Source organism: Shewanella sp. CG12_big_fil_rev_8_21_14_0_65_47_15 (assembly GCF_002783505.1).
Classification (GTDB): Bacteria; Pseudomonadota; Gammaproteobacteria; order Enterobacterales; family Shewanellaceae; genus Shewanella.
On sequence record NZ_PFGL01000040.1, the window covers coordinates 17,671 to 42,318 of the forward strand.

At 43.8% G+C, this 24,648-nt stretch carries 18 protein-coding genes; 14 read left to right on the forward strand and 4 right to left on the reverse strand.

What is annotated here, in order from left to right:
• Nucleotides 1–7 precede the first annotated feature (7 nt).
• The 3 genes from COW15_RS10025 to COW15_RS10035 are packed head-to-tail and all read left to right on the forward strand — an operon-like array spanning nucleotide 8 to nucleotide 4,328.
• Complete coding sequence (locus COW15_RS10025; RefSeq protein ID WP_293632449.1) at nucleotides 8–3,625, forward strand: PilC/PilY family type IV pilus protein; 3,618 nt, start codon at nucleotides 8–10, stop codon at nucleotides 3,623–3,625.
• Between the two features lie 8 nt (nucleotides 3,626–3,633).
• On the forward strand, nucleotides 3,634–4,032 hold the full coding sequence (locus COW15_RS10030; protein WP_293632450.1) for a type IV pilin protein: 399 nt from the start codon (nucleotides 3,634–3,636) through the stop codon (nucleotides 4,030–4,032).
• A complete protein-coding gene (locus COW15_RS10035) occupies nucleotides 4,029–4,328 on the forward strand; it encodes a TapY2 family type IVa secretion system protein (RefSeq protein WP_293632451.1) in 300 nt (99 codons plus the stop codon). Before COW15_RS10030 ends, COW15_RS10035 begins: the two co-directional genes overlap by 4 nt.
• Before the next feature lie 283 nt (nucleotides 4,329–4,611).
• Here the strand turns inward: COW15_RS10035 and COW15_RS10040 are convergent, their stop codons facing one another.
• Both COW15_RS10040 and COW15_RS10045 read right to left on the reverse strand, forming a co-directional pair.
• Nucleotides 4,612–5,091, reverse strand: coding sequence for a GspH/FimT family pseudopilin (locus COW15_RS10040; protein ID WP_293632452.1), 480 nt, complete (start codon nucleotides 5,089–5,091; stop codon nucleotides 4,612–4,614).
• A gap of 179 nt (nucleotides 5,092–5,270) precedes the next feature.
• Complete coding sequence (locus COW15_RS10045) at nucleotides 5,271–5,783, reverse strand: GspH/FimT family pseudopilin (protein ID WP_293632453.1); 513 nt, start codon at nucleotides 5,781–5,783, stop codon at nucleotides 5,271–5,273.
• A 246-nt stretch (nucleotides 5,784–6,029) separates the two neighbouring features.
• Here COW15_RS10045 and glnB point away from each other — a divergent pair, with 246 nt between their 5' ends.
• Nucleotides 6,030–6,368 (forward strand): nitrogen regulatory protein P-II, encoded by a 339-nt coding sequence (glnB, locus tag COW15_RS10050; protein WP_011073353.1) that lies wholly within the window; start codon nucleotides 6,030–6,032, stop codon nucleotides 6,366–6,368.
• A 195-nt stretch (nucleotides 6,369–6,563) separates the two neighbouring features.
• A complete protein-coding gene (locus tag COW15_RS10055; protein ID WP_293632454.1) occupies nucleotides 6,564–7,853 on the forward strand; it encodes an NAD(P)/FAD-dependent oxidoreductase in 1,290 nt (429 codons plus the stop codon).
• A 67-nt stretch (nucleotides 7,854–7,920) separates the two neighbouring features.
• Here COW15_RS10055 and COW15_RS10060 read toward each other — a convergent pair whose 3' ends face one another.
• Complete coding sequence (locus COW15_RS10060; protein ID WP_293632455.1) at nucleotides 7,921–8,937, reverse strand: LacI family DNA-binding transcriptional regulator; 1,017 nt, start codon at nucleotides 8,935–8,937, stop codon at nucleotides 7,921–7,923.
• Nucleotides 8,938–9,365: 428 nt separating this feature from the next.
• Between COW15_RS10060 and COW15_RS10065 the strand changes: the two genes are divergently transcribed.
• The 3 genes from COW15_RS10065 to COW15_RS10075 all read left to right on the forward strand — a co-directional run bounded on the left by COW15_RS10065 (nucleotide 9,366) and on the right by COW15_RS10075 (nucleotide 14,388).
• The gene (locus COW15_RS10065) at nucleotides 9,366–11,993 is read left to right on the forward strand and encodes a TonB-dependent receptor (protein WP_293632456.1); all 2,628 of its coding nucleotides are present in this window, start codon (nucleotides 9,366–9,368) and stop codon (nucleotides 11,991–11,993) included.
• Nucleotides 11,994–12,138: 145 nt separating this feature from the next.
• On the forward strand, nucleotides 12,139–13,662 hold the full coding sequence (locus COW15_RS10070) for a tryptophan halogenase family protein (RefSeq protein ID WP_293632457.1): 1,524 nt from the start codon (nucleotides 12,139–12,141) through the stop codon (nucleotides 13,660–13,662).
• Nucleotides 13,663–13,698: 36 nt separating this feature from the next.
• Nucleotides 13,699–14,388: a SapC family protein gene (locus COW15_RS10075; RefSeq protein ID WP_293632458.1), complete on the forward strand. Its 690-nt coding sequence runs from the start codon at nucleotides 13,699–13,701 to the stop codon at nucleotides 14,386–14,388.
• A gap of 63 nt (nucleotides 14,389–14,451) precedes the next feature.
• Here COW15_RS10075 and COW15_RS10080 read toward each other — a convergent pair whose 3' ends face one another.
• Complete coding sequence (locus COW15_RS10080) at nucleotides 14,452–15,363, reverse strand: sulfite exporter TauE/SafE family protein (protein ID WP_293632459.1); 912 nt, start codon at nucleotides 15,361–15,363, stop codon at nucleotides 14,452–14,454.
• Between the two features lie 496 nt (nucleotides 15,364–15,859).
• Between COW15_RS10080 and COW15_RS10085 the strand changes: the two genes are divergently transcribed.
• From COW15_RS10085 to nagA, 6 genes are all read left to right on the forward strand, one after another.
• Nucleotides 15,860–16,921 (forward strand): transporter substrate-binding domain-containing protein, encoded by a 1,062-nt coding sequence (locus COW15_RS10085; RefSeq protein ID WP_293632460.1) that lies wholly within the window; start codon nucleotides 15,860–15,862, stop codon nucleotides 16,919–16,921.
• Entirely contained in the window at nucleotides 16,921–18,408 is a 1,488-nt protein-coding gene (locus tag COW15_RS10090) for a methyl-accepting chemotaxis protein (protein ID WP_293632461.1), read from the forward strand. Before COW15_RS10085 ends, COW15_RS10090 begins: the two co-directional genes overlap by 1 nt.
• Nucleotides 18,409–18,436: 28 nt before the next feature.
• Nucleotides 18,437–21,235: a family 20 glycosylhydrolase gene (locus tag COW15_RS10095; protein ID WP_293632462.1), complete on the forward strand. Its 2,799-nt coding sequence runs from the start codon at nucleotides 18,437–18,439 to the stop codon at nucleotides 21,233–21,235.
• A 222-nt stretch (nucleotides 21,236–21,457) separates the two neighbouring features.
• Nucleotides 21,458–22,393 (forward strand): N-acetylglucosamine kinase, encoded by a 936-nt coding sequence (nagK, locus tag COW15_RS10100; RefSeq protein ID WP_293632463.1) that lies wholly within the window; start codon nucleotides 21,458–21,460, stop codon nucleotides 22,391–22,393.
• 17 nt (nucleotides 22,394–22,410) lie between these two features.
• Nucleotides 22,411–23,409: a glucosamine-6-phosphate deaminase NagB-II gene (nagB-II, locus tag COW15_RS10105; RefSeq protein ID WP_293632464.1), complete on the forward strand. Its 999-nt coding sequence runs from the start codon at nucleotides 22,411–22,413 to the stop codon at nucleotides 23,407–23,409.
• A gap of 55 nt (nucleotides 23,410–23,464) precedes the next feature.
• Nucleotides 23,465–24,601 (forward strand): N-acetylglucosamine-6-phosphate deacetylase, encoded by a 1,137-nt coding sequence (nagA, locus tag COW15_RS10110; RefSeq protein WP_293632465.1) that lies wholly within the window; start codon nucleotides 23,465–23,467, stop codon nucleotides 24,599–24,601.
• Nucleotides 24,602–24,648 lie beyond the last annotated feature (47 nt).

Here is a 24,648-nt window from a genome sequence, read left to right on the forward strand (position 1 = left end):
AGTGGCCATGAAACTTAAAAAATTAATATATATTTTTTTGTTTTCAGCGTTGAGTTTGCCCGTTGATAGTTGGGCCGATGATACCGATTTATACTTGTTGCCGCCTCCAAATCAAGGTCGAAGTAAGGTTTTGATTATATTTGATAATTCTGGAAGTATGGATACTATTATTGAGGGGGCTCCGGGGGGGTATAAACCTGATAAGGTTTATCCACCGGTGGGTGACTCTCATTCTTATTCAGGTCGTATGATTTACTTTTCTATTGGTACAGGGATGGATGAGAGCATATTACCTGTTCCTGATAGCCCCTCTGAGTCTCGTCGTTTTAATGAATTGATTAATGGTTGTTCGGCTGCAACTACCGCACTAAATACGTACGGACGTTTTACTGGCTATATTCGAGAATATAAAAAGACAGGGCAGGATAAAGGAACTTGGCAACAAATAAAAGAAAATAGTGGCGCAGAAACAAATAACCCAGTTGATTGTTGGGAGGATATTAATGCTGAAAATACCTCTAATAATAGCTCGATAACAGGTTATGCAACTGGCTATCCTCAAAACAGTGTTAAATCTGGAGGCGACTACGTTCCCTTTGGCGGTACATTAGCTAATGCACAATCTATGGGATTTAATTCTGGTGAGTTAGTGACCTTATATACGGATAATTATCTTAGATGGTATACCCTGTACCAGAATGGGCAACTTCCGCCTGAGGATGTTTCACCAACTCGACTTGAGATGGCGCAAGATGCTATATCAGGCGTTATTAGTTCTATAGGCTCGGTTGATTTTGGTATGGCTGTATTTAATCTCAATTATCCAAGTGAAGGACTCCGCGATGGTGGTCGCATTATTGCAGGTATTAAAGAGCGTACATCAGCAGAAAAAGATAGCTTAATTAGTACACTGTCAAATTTGTCCGCTCAAACTAATACACCATTGTGTGAAACTATGTTTGAGGCGTATCGTTATTTTAGTGGTGGCCCTATTACCTTTGGGCATTCAGATGAGGATTATAATAGCTGGGGTATACATTATACCAAAAATAACCCTACCTACGATACAAGTATTGAAAAAGGAGGGAGCTATATATCACCAATGGATGTATGTAGTGATATTGCTTTTGTTATCTATATTACGGATGGTGCCCCAACGCTAGATGAGAGTGCTAATAATTATATAAATGCACTTACCGCTGGTGGTAATGCTGATGGGGAATATGATGCATATCAATACAAGGATGCTATAGGTGATGAATCAGCTCGAAGCAGTTATTTGCCGGCATTAGCAAGTTATATGTACCAAAATGATCTATTACCAGCTACGGAGAAATTTCAAAGAGTAATTACTCATACAATTGGTTTTAGCCTAGGGGAGGAGTCCTATGCCGAGCCGTTATTAATCGAAACAGCAGCTCGTGGGAATGGTGAATATTTTAGTGCTGATAATACGGCTAACCTTCAAGCAGCTATTTCAAATATTGTTGATAGTATTACCGATGAAGGGCGGCGTTTTTCTGCTCCCGGTGTTGCATTGAGTAATGCTGACCCAACTCGTACATTGGACTCTGCATATTACGCATTATTTAGTCCATCCCAAGGGACCCGATGGGCTGGAAATATTAAGAAGTTTAAGGTTAATTCTGATGGGGTATTAATTGATAAAAATAATACTCCAGCCATTGGTGGTGATGGTGGGATTATAGATACAGTTTGCAGTGTGTGGAGTGCTTGCAGCTCGATCCCTGATGGTAATGATGTGCAAGAAGGAGGGGTTGCACGTCAAATTGATCCTACCAATCGTAGCTTATTAAGTAATATAGGCATTAATGGCGCGTTAGATGATTTGACATTAACGAAAGCAGTATCATACGCAGGTAGTGATACTAATCTCGCCAACTATTTGGGGATACTCGTTAGTGATACTACTACTGTTCAAGCGGAGCTTTCTAATGCTTTTCGTTGGATACAGGGCTGGAATGTTGATAGGGATGAAAATGGTGCTTTAACTTCTGATGATTTTAATGGTATCCGTGGCGATATCATGGGTGATCCAATGCACTCCCAACCTTTAGCGATTGACTATGGTGGAAATGGTACCAATGTTAGAATTTTTGTTGGGACTAATCATGGTGTTTTGCACGCATTTAAAGATCAGGGGACAGAGGTGTCAGAGAGTTGGGCATTTATGCCTTATGAATTGCTGCCAAACACAACAATACTAAGAGAGAATAGCTATGCAAGTGGTCACAGTGTTTATGGACTCGATGGCTCCCCTGTTGCATATTTAGAGCGTTCAACCTCAGGCAGTATCACTAAAGCATGGTTGATCATTGGTATGCGTCGAGGCGGCCAATCTTATTATGCATTTGATGTTACATCCCCTGACTCACCTAAATTAATGTGGAAAGTCTCAAGTGATTCTGCTGGTTTTACTGAGATGGCGCAAACATGGTCGACACCAGTATTTGCTCAATTAGCAGGTATAGATGATCCCGTTGTTATTTTTGGGGGAGGTTATAACTTAGGTTATGACTCTACTACAGGGGCTAATTCAGATGGACGGAATGTATATCTTGTTAATGCAAGGACTGGGGCTCTTATACATAATTTTGGTTTTAACGGTGGTACGGCTTTATCTGGGATAGAACACAGCATAGCAGGACCAATAGCTATCCTTGATAGTAACGGTGATGGATACACTGATAGATTATATGCCGCAGATTTAGGGGGGAACGTATGGCGTATGGATATGCCATCTGCAGCGACAAGTACATGGAGCGGTTTTAAGTTTGCTCAGCTTGGTGGGATGCTTGCTAATGATAGACGCTTCTTCTACGAACCGATTGTAGCTCAAACATATTTAACTAACACTGTTGAAGTGACTTCGACAGATGCTAGTGGAGTGACAACAACGTCAATATCTTACCAAGATATTCGTTATGATGCAGTGACTCTTGGTTCCGGTAATAGGGCAAAACCTTTGGCGGTTGGGGCGCAAGATATGTTCTTTGTACTTCAGGATAGAAATGTTGTGAGTAAAACATTTGGCGAAAATGGAGATACTGTCCCTAGCGCGATAACCAGTGCTAACTTATATAATGTAACGAGCGCATCTCCTAGTTCTGATGCTGAGAAGATTGAATTTGGAACAAAACGAGGTTGGTATTATGACTTTACAGATGCAGGAGAGAAGAGTTTATCTTCTTCTGCGATAATAAATGGTAAAGTTTACTTTACTTCTTTTGTTCCTGCACAAGATACCGCCGCAACGGATTCTAGTTGTTTTATATCTTCAGTGGGTAAGTTGCATGTATTAGATCTCCATAAGGGACTACGTTTTGTGCGTCATGAGGATGGAACAGAAGAGCTCATTGAGACTGGGAGTCCTTCGACAACGGTATGTACTGATTGTATTCCATCACCGCCAGAGTTTATAACACCTCCACCTCCTAGTGATCCTACAGATCCTACAGTTCCTAATCCTCCACAATGCGATGCAAGTTTGTTTATGTTAATGGGAAGTGGGGAGTGTGATGCCAAAGGCGAAAACTGTTCAGGTACTGTGAAACTGAATGCTTGTTTGAATACCAATAAAGTTTATTACCATATTAATGAGTGACAATATTAATGAAAAAGAATCGTTCACAGGGCTTTACTTTGATTGAAGTGATGATTGCAGTTGTTATTGTTGGTATTTTAGCTGCGATTGCCTATCCATCGTATATTGACTATATCGTTAAAAGTGGGCGTTCGGAAGGTGTTGCTGCGGTAATGAAAGTGGCAAATTTGCAAGAGCAGTATTACTTAGATAATCGTGCTTATACGACTGATATGACAAAGCTTGGCCTACCAGCAAGCCCCTTTCTAACTGAGCATGGATATTATAGTGTTGTTTCTGCTGGTACTAGCTCGTTTACCATAACGGCAACAGCGAAAGGGAGTCAAGCAAGCCGAGATTCCACCTGTGCAACTATTACGATGACATCTGCGGGTGTAAAAGGCCCGTCAGCGGAGTGTTGGAAATGAGCAGATATCTTATTGGCTTAGTGTTAGGTATTTTTTCTTGTGTGTCCGTTGCGGCTACGAGTGAGTCAGCGCAGGACTATAAATGTCACATTACGGCATCTAAAGGGGATAAGGTGGTTTTTTATCGTTGGAAGGTAAAAGACGTTAACCTGAACATTGCCAGTTTACCAGGCAAGCAATTAACTGCCTCTGATGGTAAAAAGTATTTTATAAAAGATGTCGTTGAATGTGTTTCTCTAAACCAAGAGTTTACCAGTGATAAGAGTCAACAGTTAGATAAGGTTACGCTTAGATAGTTACCTTCGAGAAACATTAATAAAAATTTTTCGAAGGTTTTTATGTTATTTATAAAGTCAATTTTAGTGAAGGGTATAGCTCATAATTCCGTGTCAGCAAAGATCTATATGGTTTTCTAAGCGCCCCTCAAAATGGATTGAGAGCTGTGATAGCGTCAAACTCCAGTTTTAGATGGGATGCCTAATGCCCAAAAGCCTTTCATATACCCGCGAATAGTAGCTTAAGCTACTATTCTTGTTAGCAAAAAATGATACTGTGATAATGTGGACTGACTTGCGATGATTAGCAGCTACTGCCATTGGCGCCGTATGAAATGATACCGCCAACATTTACTATAACGCCTTTTGATTCCGCGGTTTTTCCTCCGGGGCAATAAATTAATGTTCCTCCAGAAGAAAGGCCGTCAGCTGAGAATGTTAGTGAATCAACAGAACCTGTAATTTTGTCACTCGAATGGAAACCGTCAATAGCCCGCAATTCTTTATCGGTCCCAATATATACACGAATTCCTTTGCTCCAGTCAGCACTTGCATCACATGATGAGGCACTCCCAAATGGGCATACATTTACGGTCGTTCCATAGCTGATGGCTTGATTGCGAGCAAAGACCATAATGTCATGGATTTTTGTAATATTATTATTTACCCGCATACCTTCGTAGAGAGAGACCAGTGACGGTATTCCAATGGTCAATAAAATTGCTGCGACAGCAATTGTGACCATTAACTCAATTAAGGTAAAACCTGACATTTTTTTTTGCATGCGGACTATCCTCACTTATCTTCCATAGAGTATAAGCGAGAATGCTGCTGATATCAGTATCTAAGTAATGCCTTTTTAATCTTATGTTTTTAATGCGACATAGTTTCCTTATAGTGACATTGAGTACGGTTTTGTTTTCAAGATATAAATTTTTTACTCATTCTTTTAGCGCCGTTAGGCTAAGTACAATTTATAGTGTTATCGGTTGAAACTCGAGCTCTACCTGCTTGATTAATAACGATTGCTTGTGAATACGGGCTTGTCGGACTGGATGGACAATATTTAAGCGTTCCATTGGTACCAGAAGCTAATCCATCTGGTAGAAAACGAATGACTGCACGATTGTATTTAACAGTATCTTTTGAGTGAAAAGCATTGGTTGTATAGAGCTTTTTATCGTCGCCATCCAGTTGATTGTCATTATCAATATCAATAAAAACAGTGAGGCCAGCTTGCCAGTTTGGATCGCATTTATCGTCGACAAGGGCGCAGACCGTTACCTTCATGTTGAAGGAGATTGCTTGATTACGGGCGAACTGCAATGTTTGCTGGATAACCCGTATACTGCTATCGGCTCGATATCGGGTGTAAAAATCTGTTAATGATGGCGCACCTATGGCTAATAGGATTGCTGATACTGAAAGTGTGGTAATAAGTTCGATAAGGCTAAAGCCTTTTTGATGAATGCTCATAAAACGTCCTTGTCTTTATTGCGCTTGCATCCCGCGAGCGAATGGGTTTTAAACCTCTAGGTGTTAAGTATAAAATCTCTGAGCTTCAGTATTGTCCTTTTTTTAGACTGTTATGTGCTAACTGCATTTTTGTAGAAACTGTGTTTTATGAGCAAAGCAGCGTATGTGCTTCAATATTGACGTAAGCCCGTGTAAGCTAGTGCTATTCTGTTTGATTATGTTAATGCAAGTGCCGAGGAATTTTTGATGAAAAAAGTTGAAGCCATTATTAAACCTTTTAAATTAGATGATGTGCGCGAGTCACTTGCTGAGATTGGTATTACAGGGATGACAGTGCTAGAGGTAAAAGGTTTTGGACGCCAGAAGGGGCACACGGAATTATATCGTGGTGCCGAGTATATGGTGGATTTTTTACCTAAAGTGAAAATTGAACTGGTTATCCAAGATGATCTTGTCGATCAAGCGATTGATGTTATTGTTGAAACCGCTCGGACTGGCAAAATTGGTGATGGTAAAATTTTTGTGACCGACGTTGAGCGTGTGATCCGCATAAGAACGGGTGAAGAAAACGAAGAGGCGGTATAAGCCATCACTATGATGTTAAAGGGCCTTAGGGTCCTTTTTTATTGGGCTTAAAGCGTTTTTGGCATCTACTCTATATGCCACATTCTGAAATATCTTTAATGGAAAATAGCCCACTTTACTTGACTAAAGTAGTTATCTCTTATCTGTAACATGATATAACTTAGCCACTTAAATGGGGTTATTGAGGTTGTTATTTTGGCTACAAAAAGAATAGTGATTGTGGGGGGCGGCGCCGCGGGTTTAGCGCTTGCATCTAAGTTGGGCCGAAAATGGGGCGGTAGTGATGTCGTCGATGTGTGCTTAATTGATAAAAGTCCTATTCATATATGGAAGCCTAAATTACACGAAGTTGCAGTTGGTGTGATTGATCAATCGATTGAGGGGTTACTCTATCGTGATCATGGGCTTAAAAATGGTTATCGCTATATTCGGGGTGAAATAGAACAATGCGAACCCGATGCTAAGATTATCCAATTAGCTGCAGTCTATAGTGATGAAGGGGAACTGCTATTAGCGCCACGCCAACTAGAATATGACTATCTTGTGCTTGCATTGGGTGGTGTCTCGAATAGTTTCAACACATTAGGCGCAGAAGAGCATTGTATATTTCTCGATAGCTTAGAAAATGCGAATCTGTTCCACCATAAATTGCTTGATGCTTTGCTGCAGTTAAATGAAACACAGGAAAGAGTGAGTATCGGTATTGTGGGCGCCGGGGCTACAGGGGTTGAATTAGCAGCAGAACTTCATCATGTGATTGAGTCAGTTAAAGAATATGGTTATCTCAATATTTCGAAGCATCATCTCGATGTGCACTTGATTGAAGCCTCCCCAAAAATACTGCCGCAGTTACCAGAACGAGTGAGTGCTCGAGCCCAAGCCGTACTAGATAAAATAGGTATTCGCTTACATATTGGTGTGCAAGTTAAAGAAGTGACTCGTGATGGTTTTATCACTCAAGATGGCGATGTGATTGAGGCCGGATTAAAAGTTTGGGCTGCTGGGGTAAAAGGACCTAGTGCTTTTCAAAATTTCACAAAACTCCCCATCACAGCGCGCAACCAAGTTGAAGTCGATGCTTGTATGCGAGTAAAGGGTCATCATGACATTTATGCCCTCGGTGACTGTGCTTTATTAATTCTTGAATCGGGCCAAGCGGTTCCTCCGAGGGCGCAAGCTGCAGCCCAGATGGCTGATACCTTATTTGATAATATTGTTAATCGCTTACAAGGGAAATCAGAAAAGGCTTTTGTATATAAAGACTATGGTTCGCTGGTGTCATTGAGTCGCTTTTCTGCCGTGGGGAATTTAATGGGGAACTTACGCTCTGGCACTTTCTTTGTCGAAGGCCATATTGCTCGGATTATGTATATCTCTTTATATCAAAGGCACTTAGCGAGTCTTTACGGTTGGTTTTCAGCGATCGTCTATCGTATTGCACAAAAACTATTAAAGTGGCAACGGCCTAAACTTAAATTACATTAGAATGAATGACTTATTAACTAAAACAGAGAGTATTGGCTCTCTGTTTTAGTTAGAACTGTGGACAATATTAGCGTTTGGGTGCTGCAGATGAATCGCGGATCACAGGCTCAGGTGTAAAGGTCTTCGCATATTTTGCATCTTGCTCTCGGCGCTTAGCGATAAGTAGCTCTGTTGCGACCTGTGCAATTTCTGAGTTGGGTTGATGTACTGTTGTGAGTTTAGGCCAAGTTTGGCGGGAGAAAGGGCTGTCTTCGAATCCGACAATCGAAAGATCCGAGGGGATATCTAAGCCCGCTAAACGCGCCGCAAAAAGTGCCCCGGCGGCGATTTCATCGTTACATGCGACTATGGCTGTTGGGCGATGTTTAAGCTTGATAAGACTGTTAGCGCCTTCAACCCCTGACTCAAATGAATACTTTCCTTCAATTATGTAATCTTCATTCAGAGCTAAATGGTTTTTTGTTAATGCTTGTTTATAACCGAGTAATCGTTCCTTGGTCGATTCGTGATGCAAATCACCACTTAAGAATGCGATTTCTTTATGGCCTAAATCGATTAAATGCTGGGTGATTTCGATGGCACCGGATTTATCGTTAACAAGAATTGTGAGCCCATCCTGATCTTTTACGTTTTCGCCAGCGATGATACGAACGTAGTTAGCATCAATCTCTCTCAGCGCTTTAAGTACGGTTGGATCTTCAGAAAGGGGGGGCGTTAGCACTAAACCTGCGAGTCTTGAGTACTTGACAAGAGCCGTTAGCTCTTCACATATTGACGCAGATTTTGCATTGCAGGGATGAATAACCAGCTCATATCCTTTGTCTTTACAGGCCGATAAAATCCCATTTTGCATATCAATGATGTAATAGGCGTTGGGATTATCATAAATAAAACCAATAGCATAAGATTTTGTCCCCGCGAGATTTCTCGCCGCGAGATTAGGTTGATAATTTAGTGCTTTGATAGCCTCATTAACTTTATCAACCGTGGCCTGCTTCACCGATGGTTCGTTATTGGTAACACGGGATACCGTCTTAATTGACACTCCAGCATATTTAGCTACGTCGTTGATGGTGACTTTCATTGATGTAAAAACTCTTTATCTAAGGTCGCGAAGGGCTAGCTGTTCCATGAACGTAAATGCTTTAACAGCGATTTACAAGCTTACATTTTTGTAGCCATTTTTATATTTGTGGAACTTATAGTGCGAGCATTTAAGGTGCTTAGCAATGGCAGATTGTTACAAACTGGCATTATTTTCATTCTGTTACGGGAGAGTTGATGGTTGTAATTTTACACCTATTTTTATAACTGTATGTTTTAAAATAAAAATCCTAATCCGCATTGTTTAATAATTGCGCTTTATGACATTTTTTTTCGTCAGGCGTTATTTTGTTGTGGCAAGGCTGTTAATTATTGTGTAATGTTTGCTCTAGACATGACAGCGTTGTCATTCCGTGGGGAATGGTTATGAATACTAAAACGATAATAAAGTTATGGAAGGGAAACGAGATGCGACCATCAACCTTTAAGAAAAGTGTACTAGCTACAAATATTGCTATCCTACTCGGTAGCGCTGTCTCTATCAGCGCTGTTGCTGCGGAAGACGCAGCAGCAACCACAGCTGCGCCAGAAAATATTGAAAAAATTGAAGTCCGTGGTATGCGTGCTTCTATGAAAGCATCGGTTAACGATAAGCGTTTCTCTGATGCTGTCGTTGATGCTGTTACCGCTGAAGATATTGGTAAATTTCCTGATGGTGATGTCGGTGAGTCTTTAGGCCGTATTCCAGGCGTTGCCGTAAACCGCCAATTTGGTCAGGGGCAGCAAGTGTCAATCCGTGGCGCTTCTAGCCAATTAACCAGTACATTGTTAAATGGTCATGCCGTTGCTTCAACAGGTTGGTTCGATCAACAAGCCATTGACCGTAGCTTTAACTACAGCTTACTGCCACCAGAAATGGTCGGTGGTATTCAAGTTTATAAATCATCTCAAGCCGATATCGCCGAAGGCGGCATCGGTGGAACCGTGGTTGTTGAAACTCGTAAGCCATTAGATTTAGATGCAAACTCAGTATTCTTAAGTGCAAAAGGCGATTACGGCAGTATCTCTGAAGAAATTGATCCACAAACATCAGGCCTTTACAGCTGGAAAACGGAAGATGAAAAATTTGGTTTCTTAGTCGCAGGTTCATTGGATAAAACCCAATACCAGCGCAATGGTATCGAAACCTTACTTGGTTGGGGTGAAATTGTCCCAACCACATTCCAACAGGATCGTGAACGTACGGCCTTAAATGCGGCGCTCCAATACAGACCAACAGAGAATCTTGAGTTTGGTTTGAATCTGATGAGTCTGCAGCTTGATGCAAACAATGCGAACACGTCAATTTTCCTATTCCCAACTCAACAAGGTGAGAATACTTGTCTTAAGAAAAATGCCGCCGGTGTTTGTACTTTAGTTGAGCATACGGATAAAGGTGGTTTTGCTTGGGCACAGACATGGGCGCGTAAAGCAAGTATGTCCTCTGATACTGTTGACCTGGATTTTGTATATCAAGCAGATGCCTATAAATTAGAAGGCCGTATCGGTAAAACTAAAGCCGAAGGTGGTACAGATCTTACATCTAACTACGGTCAATCTATTGGTAAACCAGAAGATTTTGCTGGTACTTATGATGCGACAGGTGATGTGATTGATATTAACATCGCCAATAACTCATTCGACGCGGGCGATTTTAATGGTCAGTTAGAAACTGCTGGCTGGGCCCTTAAAAAGCAACCCAATACAGATGAAGAGTCGTTCGCGACCTTCGATATTACCGTTCCCCTCGAACTTGGCGTTATTACCTCAATTAAATCAGGTATTAGCTATGCCGATCACGATGTGACTCAAACGACAGAAGCAGCTCAATCATCAAACATCGTTGCCAAAGATGCCTCTGAATACTATTCAGGCACTATGTCGTCTGGCGCAGGTTTCACTTTGCCTAAGCCAATTTTTGATAACATGATCAACGATGCCTATGCCGCAATCGATGGCTTTACTCTCGATAAATCTGGCTATGGTACTTTGCAGGAAAAGAACCTAGCACTGTATGGCATGGCGACATTTGCGGGCGAAGGTGTTCGCGGTAACTTTGGCTTAAGATATATTTCTACAGATGTTGAATCTGATTATTATGCATTTAGTCAAACAGGTACTTATGCCGATGAGTTAAGCACTGATAAAGCGAGTTATAACGATGTATTACCCAGCGTAAACATTGCATTTGATTTAGCCAGCGACTTAATTTTAAGAGCATCAGCCGCTCAAGTTATTTCACGTCCAAACTATGCAGATCTATTTGCAACATCTAAATTGCCTGGTTTCAATGATGGTACTCCTGGTAATGAAAAGAAAGTCACTGGTAGTGTAAATCTACAACCCTTTAAAGCTTCTCAAGCGGATTTAAGCATAGAGTGGTATTTCAGTGGTGAAGGTTTATTTGCTGCGACTTACTTTATTAAAGATGTTAGCTCGTTTATCTCTACTCGAGAAAAACTGAATCAACAAATTGGTATTGAAGATCCTAACTTAGTTGCAGCGGGTGGTAGCTCATGTGGTGCTGGTGTCTACGACTGTTGGACCGTGAGTGAAAACTACAATGCTAACGGTGGCTCAATCGATGGTATTGAACTTCAGTTACAGGATGCATTCGATAATGGTTTTGGTTACTCTGCTAACTACACCTTTGCGGATGCTTCTTCTCCAGCTGAAAACTATGCAGACCGTGTAGGTGTATTCTCTGATTCATCTAAGCATACTGTGAACTTAGTTGGCTATTACGAGATGGATGATTTCTCTGCCCGTGTAGCCTATAACTGGCGCTCTGAATATATGATGCGTGAATTACCAGGCTTCTACGGTAACCGCGAACATCAAGCCTATGGCACAGTGGATTTAAGTGCTAACTACAATGTGACCGATTACTTATCTGTCACCTTTGAAGTGGTTAACTTACTTGAAGAAGACAGCATACAGAAAGGTGTTGCACCAGTGGATGCTGAAGGCGTTATCAGTGAGTTTAAAGATGACTACCCAGTATGGAGCTTTGAAGGTGAAGCCCGCTATAAACTCGGTGTAGCATTACGTTTCTAAAATGATAATGTAAAAATAAAAGCCTAGCACTCGCTAGGCTTTTTATTAAGATTCAAATTTACCTATTAAAAGTAAAATAAATACAGAACGAGTAAGAAATATAAACCTAGCTGTTCATGTTTCTATCTAAAAGGCGGGGCGAGTTATGACAATTAGAAAAATCGCCATTATTGGTGGTGGAACTTCTGGCTGGTTAGCGGCTAATCATTTAGGTCGCGTATTGAAAGATAATCCTGAGCTTTCCATCACCCTGATAGAATCGCCGGACATTCCTATCATTGGTGTCGGTGAAGGGACAGTGCCAGCTATTCGAAGATCATTACAGAGTTTTGGAATTAGTGAGTCAGAGTTTATTCGTTCATGCGATGTCACCTTCAAACAATCAATTAAGTTCGTTAATTGGTTAGACAAATCTCGCCACGGCAAAGGGAATTTTTATCACCATCTTTTTGACATGCCAAGTTCCTTAGGTGAGGATTTAACGCCAAGTTGGCTAATGGATAAGAGTGAACATTTTGCGGAATATGTGTCGCCACAACATGCCGTTTGTGAAGCCAATAAGGCTCCAAAGCTCATTACTACCCCTGAATATTCAGGCGTGCTTGGTTATGCTTATCATCTCAATGCCGCCAAATTTGCAAAGTTATTAGCGAAAAACGCAGTAGAAAAGTTTAAGGTCGAGCATATCTCTACGACTGTCCGGGATGTTAATTTAACTGCAGACAGCGCGATAGCGTCATTGTTGACTGACAATGGCGTTTTGTCCTTTGATTTCTATATAGATTGCAGTGGTTTTGAATCCATTCTTTTAGCAAAAAAATTAGAAGTTCCTTTTATTAATAAATCACACCAGCTTTTTATTGATACGGCATTAGTGGCTCAAGTACCGACACAGCAATCGGATATTATTCCCCCATTTACTCTTGCAACAGCACATCAAGCGGGGTGGATTTGGGATATTGCGCTAACCCAAAGACGCGGCACTGGCTTTGTTTATTCTTCCCAGCATATGGAACATGCTGAGGCTGAGGCTAAATTTGACCGTTATTTAGGCGGTAAGCTTGCGGATGTTGTTCATCGAAAAATCCCCATGACGGTAGGCTATCGCCAGCAGTTTTGGGCCAAAAATTGTGTGGCTTTGGGTTTAGCGCAAGGCTTTTTAGAGCCTATCGAAGCCACATCAATACTCTTAACTGATTTTTCAGCACGTTTGCTGGCCGAACGGTTTCCAACGGATAAAGAGGATATCAGTTATTTAGCTAAACGATTTAATGATACTGTCTCCCAAGCATGGGAAAGGGTTGTTGAATTCGCCAAATTACATTATTGCTTATCGGATAGAGCTGATTCTGCATTTTGGCGTGATAACCGAGCCGATGAGACTATCCCAGATTTATTAAAACAGCGGCTTACACTGTGGAAGCAATTTAGTCCGATCTCAGAGGATTTCCCATCAAAGTTTGAAGTTTTTAATATGGATAATTACTTGTATGTTCTTTATGGCATGAAGTATCCGACTAAGCAGCCCCATACTAACCCTGCTTCGCTGAAAAATGCCAAATTGCACCTTAATGAATTGAGGAACATAACACTGCGAATGGTAGACGGACTTCCCGAGCACAGGGAGCTTTTGGAAAAAATCAGCCTTTATGGATTGCAACGGATTTAAAATATCAGAGTTAATGTGTTAATAAAGGAAAATAAAATGAAAACACAATTTGTGCCTCTAAATGATGCTGTACATAAAAATTTAGCAGTAAATGATGTCATTGATTATAGTTGTTTTGAAACTGCCCATATGTTACCCCTTCAGGTGCAGGAGTTTATGTCTGCTGCCACTAGCTTTCCTATTGTATTTACAAAAAATACTCAGACAGGTGAGTTTATCCCTGTGGCTATAACGGCGTTAAAGCCTAACAGCAATAAACTGCTACAGAACGGACAGTGGCTATCCCGTTACTTACCGATCCAAGTGCAGCTATATCCTTTCGGTATGAGCGATACTTCGGAGGGGAAAATTATTTTAGGCATAGATATTAATAATTCGGCAGTGACGGAAAACGGTTCTAATCGATTGTTTAATGATGCTGGCGATAAAACTATCTACCTTTCAAAACGATTAGAACTCGCTGCGCTACAAGCCAATTACCGAGATATGACAAAGTATTTCATTAGTTTATTACTTAAGTATAGTCTATTACAGCCTAGAATATTGACTGTAACTGGACCCGATGGCACTAAAACGAATATTGATGGAATATATGCTATCGATGAACAAAAACTACAGCAGCTAGATGATGTGACTTTACTCGATTTTGCTAAACGAGGTTTTTATTCTGTTATTTATGCTCACCTTTGCTCACTGAGTTTAATTGATATTGTAATGGATAAGTAAACTATTAAGCTGATGATGCTGCTTTATAGTGGCATCATAGTGCTTGCTGTAAAGTCACTTTATTTAGAGCATTACAATACCCGTCAAAATTATCCAAATAGAGAAAAAGAGCTTTAATACTTTTACTGGGAGATATAGCGCTAATTTGCGAGCGAGTAATCCTCCGATAACGGCGCCCGGGCCTGCGAATAACACTAACTCAAAGAGGGCTTGGCTATTTGTTGAAAAGATATGAATAGGGCTTGCCGACCAAACTGTAATTGCAGAGACAATGACACCGGTGGCGACTGCCATTTTGGCGCATAGTCCCCGTAACATCAGATAAATGACGACTAATTCTCCGACGCCTACCGATAACCAAGCTGTGATAATACCGCCGAAATAACCAATGATGGCGAGCGATAGAAAATCAATCGGCATTATAGCGCGAGTTATTTGCGTACTACTTTTGCTACTGAGAATGATGGCAATACCGAGTATTATCGAGAAAATGCTGAAACTTGTGTGTAGAGAAGAGGGCGAATTGAGCTGTAGTAATTGGCTACTCCAGAAACCTAATACTGAAAAGAAGGCTGCAAGTAATGCTGCTTTCACAAAACCAGACCAGGCGACATCTTCTCGGTGACGCTTTTTATAATGCAGTGACCATGAAATCGCGCCTGCTGTCATACCAAAGCATTGGATCATAAATGAAGTCGCGATGCTTTGAGACTCACTAAAGTTGAGGCTCGAAAAAACGGGAATAAAGATGACGCCACCGCCTGCTCCAGTCGCATTTGCAAATACGGCGCCTGTGATGCCCAGGAAAATAAAGCGGCCATATTCTTGGATAAGATCAAATAGCGAATGAAAATGGCTCGCCCAAAATAACCAAGCTCCACAAAGTAGCAACATCAAACTGAGGTTTCGGTAGTGCCGAGTAAAGCGCGGAGCAGATTGGGTATTACTGGGCACTAATGTGTTAAGGGGACTCATCGATAGCTACCGTGATCTTTGTCATGTTATCGCCATGTTACCAATGAAAGATAACGTTGTCACATAAGCTTGAATAAATAAATTAAACATTTTAAGCAATTGAATAATAATGATTAAGTATGTCTATTCATAAAAAATAACAATAATTGTCAAAAAAATGTAGAAATCCTGTTCTTTCTTGTGTACTTTAATAATGACAACGCTGTCATCTGCTTGTGTGATACGTTGTTTGTAAGGTCTGCATGAGAGGATGAGGTCTCCTTTTCATGTGTTTGGCAGGAGTATTGCTGTCGGGCGGCGATACGTTTGTCTTTGATATTTTGATAGTCTCTCCCCAGAAACTAGCGTGGGCTGGGTACTGTAAGCAGTGCCCAGCCATTTTTTTAGGGTGTTTTTACAATATGACTTAAATGCCTACCTCAGCATTTGAACGTTAGCGGCATAGATCAATAAAACTCTCTGGTAAAAACCAGATAATAAAAAGAGGCTGCAATTTATGGCGATTCATTTAACGGCTGCGATGCGTGTCATTGCAACGGGCATGACGAGTGTCATTCGTCCTGTTTTTACACTAACGCCAGTACTCATTATCACTCAACGAGCTGTCTGCTTGTCATCTTTCATCCTGGCATTGACGGGGCTTTCGACAGCCGCCTCCTTCACTGTGTTTGCCGCCGATACCGTCTCAAGTCATTTCGCTGCAAACTCAAACTCAAATTCTAAATCTGACGCCATTAAGTCTGATGCTTCTAACACTCGGCCACCGATTTCAAAAACAATCGTCACCACCATACAACAGACTTGGCAGTTAAATTTACTTAAGGAAGCACTGCGCCGTTCGGATAGCGGCTATCAAGTGCAGCAAATGTCGACTCAGATGAATCAAAAACGTAAGGTCGAAGAAGCACTCGCTGGGACAGTCGATGTGTTTTGGAGCATGACCTCAAAAGAATTAGAAGAAACTGTGCTTCCCGTGCGCATTCCATTGTTTAAAGGATTACTCGGTAATCGACTGCTGATTATCCGCAAAGCGGATGAGGCACGATTTGCTAAGGTGAAAACCATGGCGGATTTTAGGCAGTTAAAGGCGGGGCAAAATCGTTATTGGCCCGATGCCGCGATTCTAGAGGCCAATGGATTACCCGTCGTTACGAGTTATCAGTACACCAATTTATACCCCATGTTAGAAGGCGGGCGTTTTGATTATCTTGCCCTCGGCGCCCAGGAAATTGGTGAAGAACTCGCAAACCACCCCGATCCCGCACTTAAGGTCGATAGTCATATTCTGCTGCAATATCGCTCGCCAGCTTATTTCTTTGTGTCCCCTAAGCGCCCCGAACTCGCGGCGGCCATTTTAACTGGGCTTGAAAGTATGGTCAGTGACGGCTCCTTCGATGAGATGTTCAATCGCGAGCTAAAAATTGAGCAACTGTACCGTGAGGCTAAGTTTGAACAAAGGGTCATTATCCGCCTCGATACGCCTGATTTAAGCCCGTTAACGCCAATAGAACGCAAAGAATTATGGTTAGATCTCTTTAGTATGCAAGGTACAAAATAATGAAAACATTAGCCTTAAAAGTACAAATTGGCTTAGCAGCAGCGATTTTTATGATAGTCAGCGTGTTGTTTGGCGCATCATACTGGTTGGCGAGCGATAAATTGGCCGTCAGTGAAACTGAGTTTGAAGACAATACCGTTGCCAATTTGCAAGTTACTATGGCGCAGCCCATCTTCACCTACGATTATGAACAAATCCAAGCCGTGTTATCTGTGATGCTTAAATCTGCGCAGATTTATCATATCGTCGTGAGCGACCATCGCGGTAAAGTGCTCGCCGAGAGTCAACAGACTCAAACTGTGGCCGATGAGTATCTGGTAAAACGTGAAATTCAATTTGCTGACCAAGGTAATCCGACGGGCCAATTGGCCATTCAGTTTTCTATGTTGCCAATTCGTGCTCAGTTGTCAGATTTACTCTTAGGTTATTTCTTGCAGGCGTTGTTAATTCTCGGTGGCAGTCTATTTGTTATCTTCATTATTCTTAAACGTTTAGTGATTAACCCACTGGAGAATATTGTCCGCGCCATGGAAGAAATTGCCAGCGGTGACGGTGATTTATGCCACAGATTACCGGTTGAGAGTCAGGATGAGATAGGTCAGCTTGCCAAGGCATTTAATGGTTTTGTTGAGCAAATTCACGGCACGATTTCTAGAGTGCACGAAACCTCGGGACAATTACTGGGCGATGCCAAAGCGCTTGGCTCATTGTCGCAAACCAACAATGATCGCGTGCAAGCACAACTAAAAGAAACCGAGGCCGCAGTGACGGCGGTAACTCAGCTAAGTGCCAGTGCCAATGAAGTCGCCATTAATGCCAAACGTACCGCGGATGCGGCGACTCAGGCCGATAAAGCGGTCGATGACAGTCAACGGCAGTTCGATTCGGGATTAGATATTACCCGCAAGCTGGCATCTGAATTAGCTCGCTCGGCATTGTCCGTCTCACAGTTACAGCAAGAAACCCAAAAGATTGATGAAGTGGTCGTGGTGATCAACAGCATTGCCGAACAGACCAACTTACTGGCGCTTAATGCTGCCATTGAAGCGGCGAGGGCGGGTGAACAAGGGCGCGGTTTTGCTGTGGTGGCCGACGAAGTGCGTACCCTGGCGAGCCGAACTCAACAGGCCACAGGTGAAATACAGAAAATGATCCAGCAGGTTCAGAGCCGCGTGGCCGAAACTGTCACTGTGATGCAAGCGAGCCAAGCCCTCTCGACTCAGGGCGTGAACCGCTCGGAAGAAATTAAGTTAGTACTCACTAAAGTGACTGATTTAGTCTCAAATATCAGTAATATGAACATCGAAGTTTCCCATGCGGCGCAGGAGCAAACCTGTGTCACCGAAGCGATTTCTCGTACGTTAAATGATCTTGCCAATGTCTCAGGTTCAGCGTCCCTCGATAGCGAGCACTTAGCGCACTCGAGCGAGCGACTGTTTCACCAAGGGGAAAGACTGCGGACGTTAGTCACTTCCTTCAGATTGTAGCCATTTCTGGAGCTAGATAAGGATAATCATGAAAAAAACACTCTCAGCAAGCGCCATTTTACTGGCTTTAGGATTAACGGCCTGTTCCGAGACGCCTGTGACGCCTTCCGCAGCGTCAGCCGATAAGGCTGTAGCTCAAACACAGCAAGCTCGGGAGGCATTAACTCAAGCGCAGTTACAACAACTCGGGGATTCGTTAGTCGTAACTTACCGTGTTGTGACCAATGTGCCAGACGATAACTGCCTAAAAGATAAAGCCGATGGTCGCTGTTTTGTCGCTCAAATTGATTTCGTGCCCGGTATGGATTTAGCCAGCCAAGATTGGGAAATTTATTTAAGCCAAATGCGCCCAGTGCAATCGGTTGAAAACGGTGAATTGACGATAACGCACGTTAAAGGTGATTTACATCGTATTACGCCAACGGCGGCTTTTAAGGGATTTGTTAAGGGCGGGAAAAAGCAACTGACGTTCCGTGGTGAGCCGTGGCAATTGGCTGAAACCGACGCTATGCCAAACTATTACCTCGCCGCAAAAGGATTAGAACCCGTCATTATCGCCAGCACTCAGGTGGGTAAAGATGCCGAAACGGGTTTAGAGACGCGTCCGTATGTTGAAGGGTTTACGAATGTTAAAACCCAATATCAACGCACTGAAACGGATAAACTCGCGCCAGCCGATGCCGCACAATTATTTAAAGCCAATCAAAGCGTGAGTGAAGATGCCGCCTTGGCTGTGGATACCATTATCCCAACGCCACAAAAGGTGAAGGTTCATTCAACCGATACACCAGTATCTCTTGCTGGTGGTATTAAGCTCGAATATCAGCAAGATAACCCAGAGCAAAAGAGTCAAGTTGCGGCGGCGGTGGCACGTTTAGCTCGTCTGGGTGTGGCTGAATCTGCGAGTGGCATGACGCTGAAATTTGCCAGCCAAAAAGGGGATGAGGGCAGTTATCGCTTAGATATTCAGCCAACTGAAATTGTGATCGCTGCCAATGATGCGGCGGGCTTCTCTTACGGTTTGTCATCATTAGCAAGCCTTGTGGATGTGAATTCGCTGAAAGTGAATGCCATGACCATTGAAGACACCCCACGTTATCCGTTCCGTGGTATGCACATTGATGTGGCACGTAATTTCCACAGCAAACAATTGTTGCTGGATTTGCTCGACCAAATGGCGGCTTATAAGCTCAATAAACTGCATTTACACATGGCTGACGATGAAGGTTGGCGACTCGAAATCGACGGGCTACCAGAGCTGACCGACATCGGTAGTAAACGTTGCCATGATTTAGATGAAAATACCTGCTTATTACCGCAGTTAGGCAGTGGACCGTTTGGCGATACAAGCGTCAATGGCTATTACACCAAACAAGACTATATCGACATAGTGAAATATGCCGAGGCGCGTCAAATTCAGGTGATCCCATCGATGGATATGCCGGGTCATAGCCGCGCCGCGATTAAAGCGATGGATGCGCGTTTTCGTCGATTACAGGCTGAAGACGTAGAGCTTCAAAACGCGGGCAAAGTGCAGGTTGTCCCTGTGCAGGAAACGGCAAATCAAACTCGCACAGCGGTAAAAGCGTTAGATGCGGGCGCTCGTCAATTGCAAGCTGAAGGGCAAACCACAGCAGCTGAGCAATATTTGTTATCCGATGCAAACGACAAAACGGTTTATTCTTCAGTGCAATATTACGACGACAATACGCTTAACGTGTGTATGGAGTCGACCTATCAGTTTGTCGATAAGGTGATTGATGAAATTGCCAAGTTACACCAAGCCGCGGGTCAACCATTGACGCGTTACCACATTGGTGCCGATGAAACGGCGGGAGCTTGGAAACAATCACCCCAATGTTTAGCATTTGTCGCCAATAACGATAAAGGCGTTAAGTCGATAGATGACTTAGGCGCTTATTTTATTGAACGAATTTCGACTATGTTAGCGGCAAAAGGCATTGAAGCTGCAGGGTGGAGCGATGGCATGAGCCATGTTCGCCCTGAAAATATGCCCGCTAAGGTGCAGTCTAATATTTGGGACGTGATTGCCCATAAAGGTCATGAGCGCGCCAATCAGCAGGCGAATCTTGGTTGGGAAACCGTGCTCTCTAATCCTGAGGTGTTGTACTTTGATTTCCCCTATGAGGCCGATCCTAAAGAGCATGGTTATTACTGGGCGAGTCGTGCGACCAACAGCCATAAAGTCTTTAGCTTTATGCCAGATAACTTAGCCGCCAATGCCGAGCAATGGACCGATATTGAAAATCAGCCGTTCGAAGCGGACGACAGAATAAAACTCGATGAGGCGGGTAACAAAGTCTCGGGCCCAAGGGAGAAAGGCAAACCTTTTACTGGCTTGCAAGGGCAGATTTGGAGTGAGTCGATTCGCAGTGACGCTACGATTGAATACATGGTGTTCCCGCGTTTATTGATGTTGGCCGAGCGTGCGTGGCACCAAGCGGCATGGGAAGTGCCTTATCAATATCAAGGTGCTGTATATAACCAAAGTTCGGGCGCTTTTACTTTGACCATGCGTGATGCACAGGCAAAGGAGTGGCAACAACTCGCGAATACCTTAGGTCATAAAGAGTTTATCAAGCTCGATAAAGCGGGGATCGATTATCGCGTACCGACAGTCGGCGCCGAGATCCGTGAGGGCAAGCTGTTTGCCAATATCGCCTATCCCGGGCTCAAACTGGAATACCGAAGCCTCAATGGCCAATGGCAAGCTTATCAAGCGGGATTGGCGGTCACTGCACCGATCGAGATCCGCGCCATTGCTGCCGATGGTATTCGTAAAGGCCGAAGCTTAATCGTTAACTAAATTGGTTTTTATATCTGGCTGTATTTTAAAGATAAAATACAGCATTTTGTTTTTCTGTGTCAGTGATTTCCTAAATTTGATTTTAGATCATAAATCACTTAAAAAAGTAAATGACAACGCTGTCATTTTTACTGTAACATTGAGTTAACTAAAGTTGAGCGCTGTATTAACGGCAAATAATAAGCAACGGTAGCGCTGCATTGATAGGTGAAGAGGGGTGTCATGGGGTTAGTCCAGACAAAAGATCAACAACTGTTTATAGGTATCGATGGCGGCGGCAGTAAATGTCGCGCCACCATCTACTGCGCAGACGGTGCCGTTTTAGGGACAGGTGTTGCTGGACGCGCAAATCCACTGCATGGTCTCACACAAACATTTGAATCCATTGAAGCATCGACTCGCCTAGCGTTGCTGGATGCGGGCATGAACGAGAGCGATAGTCACTTGCTGGTGGCGGGTCTTGGTCTTGCTGGCGTGAATGTTCCTAGGTTATATCAAGACGTGATCAACTGGCAGCATCCTTTTGCGGCTATGTATGTCACTACAGATCTGCATACCGCTTGTATTGGTGCCCATCGCGGCGCCGATGGCGCAGTGATCATCACGGGTACGGGTTCTTGCGGTTATGCCCATGTTGGTGATACCAGCTTGAGTATTGGCGGTTATGGTTTTGCATTGGGCGATAAGGGCAGCGGTGCTTGGCTTGGATTAAAAGCCGCCGAACACGTGTTGTTAGCACTCGATGGCTTTGCCGTACCAACCCGATTAACTGACATGCTGCTGAATTATTTTAACGTCACAGATGCGCTCGGCATTGTCGAGAATCTAGCGGGTAAATCATCAAGTTGCTACGCCGCATTAGCCAGAAGCGTGCTCGATTGCGCCAATGAAGGTGACGCAGTCGCGACGGCGATAGTGCAAGAGGGTGCGGATTATATTAGCGAAATGGCGCGTAAGCTATTTAGCCTAAATCCGGTGCGTTTTTCGATGATCGGTGGCCTTGCCGAGCCTTTACAAGTCTGGCTCGGTGCCGATGTGGTCGCCAAAATTTCAGAAACCTTAGCGCCACCCGAACTCGGTGCTATGTATTTCGCCCAACAAGAATTTAGTAAGTCGTTGTCAGTGCAAATAGGCACTGAAGCCAAATCCAGTATTTGAACCTGAAGGTAAAAGACATGACAAACACTATTATGGAGCAAGAAGCTCGCACCGCACCGCAAAAAATCGCTGGTCAGTTAGACGCTAACGCTGAAATCATGCAGCAGTTAGGTGAAAAACTGCGCGCCTTCGATCCCCGTTTTGTGATGATCGTTGGTCGTGGTTCATCGGATCATGCGGGTGTTTTTGCTAAGTACTTATTTGAAATCGAAGCGGGCGTACCGACGTTTGCCGCCGCACCTTCAGTGGCGAGTGTGTATGGTAAAACCTTGAAACTCGAAGGCGGTTTAGTGATTGTGATTTCACAATCTGGCCGTAGCCCTGATATTTTGGCGCAGGCGCGGATGGCAAAAAATGCCGGCGCTTTCTGTGTTGCCTTAGTCAATGATGAAACTGCACCGATTAAAGATATCGTCGATGTGGTTGTACCTTTACGCGCCGGCGAAGAAAAAGCCGTTGCTGCGACTAAGAGTTACCTCGCAACCTTGTCGGCGATTTTACAACTCGCCGCCGCTTGGACTCAGAGCGAATCACTCGCTAGCGCCATCGCTTCTTTACCCCAGGCGCTGCAAACGGCGGTGGATGCTGAGCCACAACTCACGCCAGAATCCGTTGCCGACGTGAAAAACTTAGTCGTACTTGGTCGTGGCTTAGGTTATGCGGTATCTAAGGAAATTGCGCTTAAGTTAAAAGAAGTGTGCTCAATCCATGCTGAAGCCTTCAGTAGCGCCGAGTTCCTCCACGGTCCTGTGACCTTAGTTGAGAAAAAACTCACTATCGTCGATGTGTGCATTGGCGATGAATCCTACGCTAGCCACATCGAACAGATTGAAAATGTGAGCCAACGCGGCGCCGATTTAGTGCATCTGAATCAAACCTCGACCGACATACACCCACGTGTGGCGCCGTTAGCCTTATTACAACGTTTCTATATCGACGTGGCTGCGGTTGCGATTGCCCGCGGTATCGACCCTGACCAACCGGCTGGCCTTAAAAAAGTGACCCAAACGCTCTAAGCTGTCGAAATTAAAGACTTAAGTCACTCGTGTTATTTATTGAAAGAGGTTTGCGATGAAAATCACCCTGATCGCCGAGCGTATTTTCGATGGTGAATATTTCCATCAAGATGTGCCTGTGACTGTCGAAGACGGGCACATTCTGGCGTTTGATACGGTTGTTGGCGCGAAGGAAATCCGCCAAGCCGGAACGCTGGTGCCAGGTTTTATCGATGTGCAAGTGAACGGTGGCGGCGGGGCGTTATTCAATGCCGATCCGAGTGTTAATTGTATTGAGACTATCGGCCGTGCCCATGCGCGTTTTGGTACGACGGGATTTTTACCTACGCTTATCACAGATGATGTTAGCGTGATGACCAATGCGGCCGATGCCGTGGCCGAGGCCTTAGTCAAAGGTAGCGCTGGCGTTCTAGGGGTGCATTTTGAAGGGCCACATTTATCTGTGCCTAAAAAAGGTGTACATCCGCAGGGCTTTATTCGTGACATCACTGATGCCGAACTCGCGGTATTTTGTCGTCAAGACTTAGGGGTCAAAGTTGTCACGCTTGCACCCGAGAATGTGTCGCCAGAGGTGATCCGCATGCTTGTCGCCTCGGGCGTGAAGGTGTGTTTGGGCCATTCTAATGCTGACTACGATACTGTGGTTGCGGCATTAGCGGCAGGCGCGACGGGCTTTACCCATCTTTATAATGCTATGTCACCACTGGGTTCCCGCGAGCCGGGCATGGTTGGCGCGGCGATTGAGAGTGAAACCGCTTGGTGTGGGCTGATTGTCGATGGTCACCATGTGCATCCCGCGGCGGCAAAGGTCGCACTAAGGGCAAAACCTAGAGGCAAGATGATGTTAGTCACGGATGCTATGCCACCTGTGGGTATGGAGGATGAGACTAGCTTTGAGCTCTTTGGTACTCAAGTGCTGAGAGTCGGCGACAGATTAAACGCTGTGACCGGTGAGCTGGCGGGCTGTGTGCTCGATATGGCTACTGCGGTCAATAATACCGTCAACTTGTTGGGTTTACCTTTGGCGGAAGCCTTGAGAATGGCGGCGCTTTATCCCGCGCAGTTCCTCGGGATTGACCATAAAGCTGGCCGTTTAGCACTGGGGCATAGGGCTGATTTTGTCTTGCTCGATGGGCACAACAAAGTGCAGGCAAACTATATTGTTGGAAATGCAGTTTATGTTCGCCCTTAGTGTGCGTTGAGTCAGCAAAGCGTTAACCTTGGCCCTTGTCGTATTTT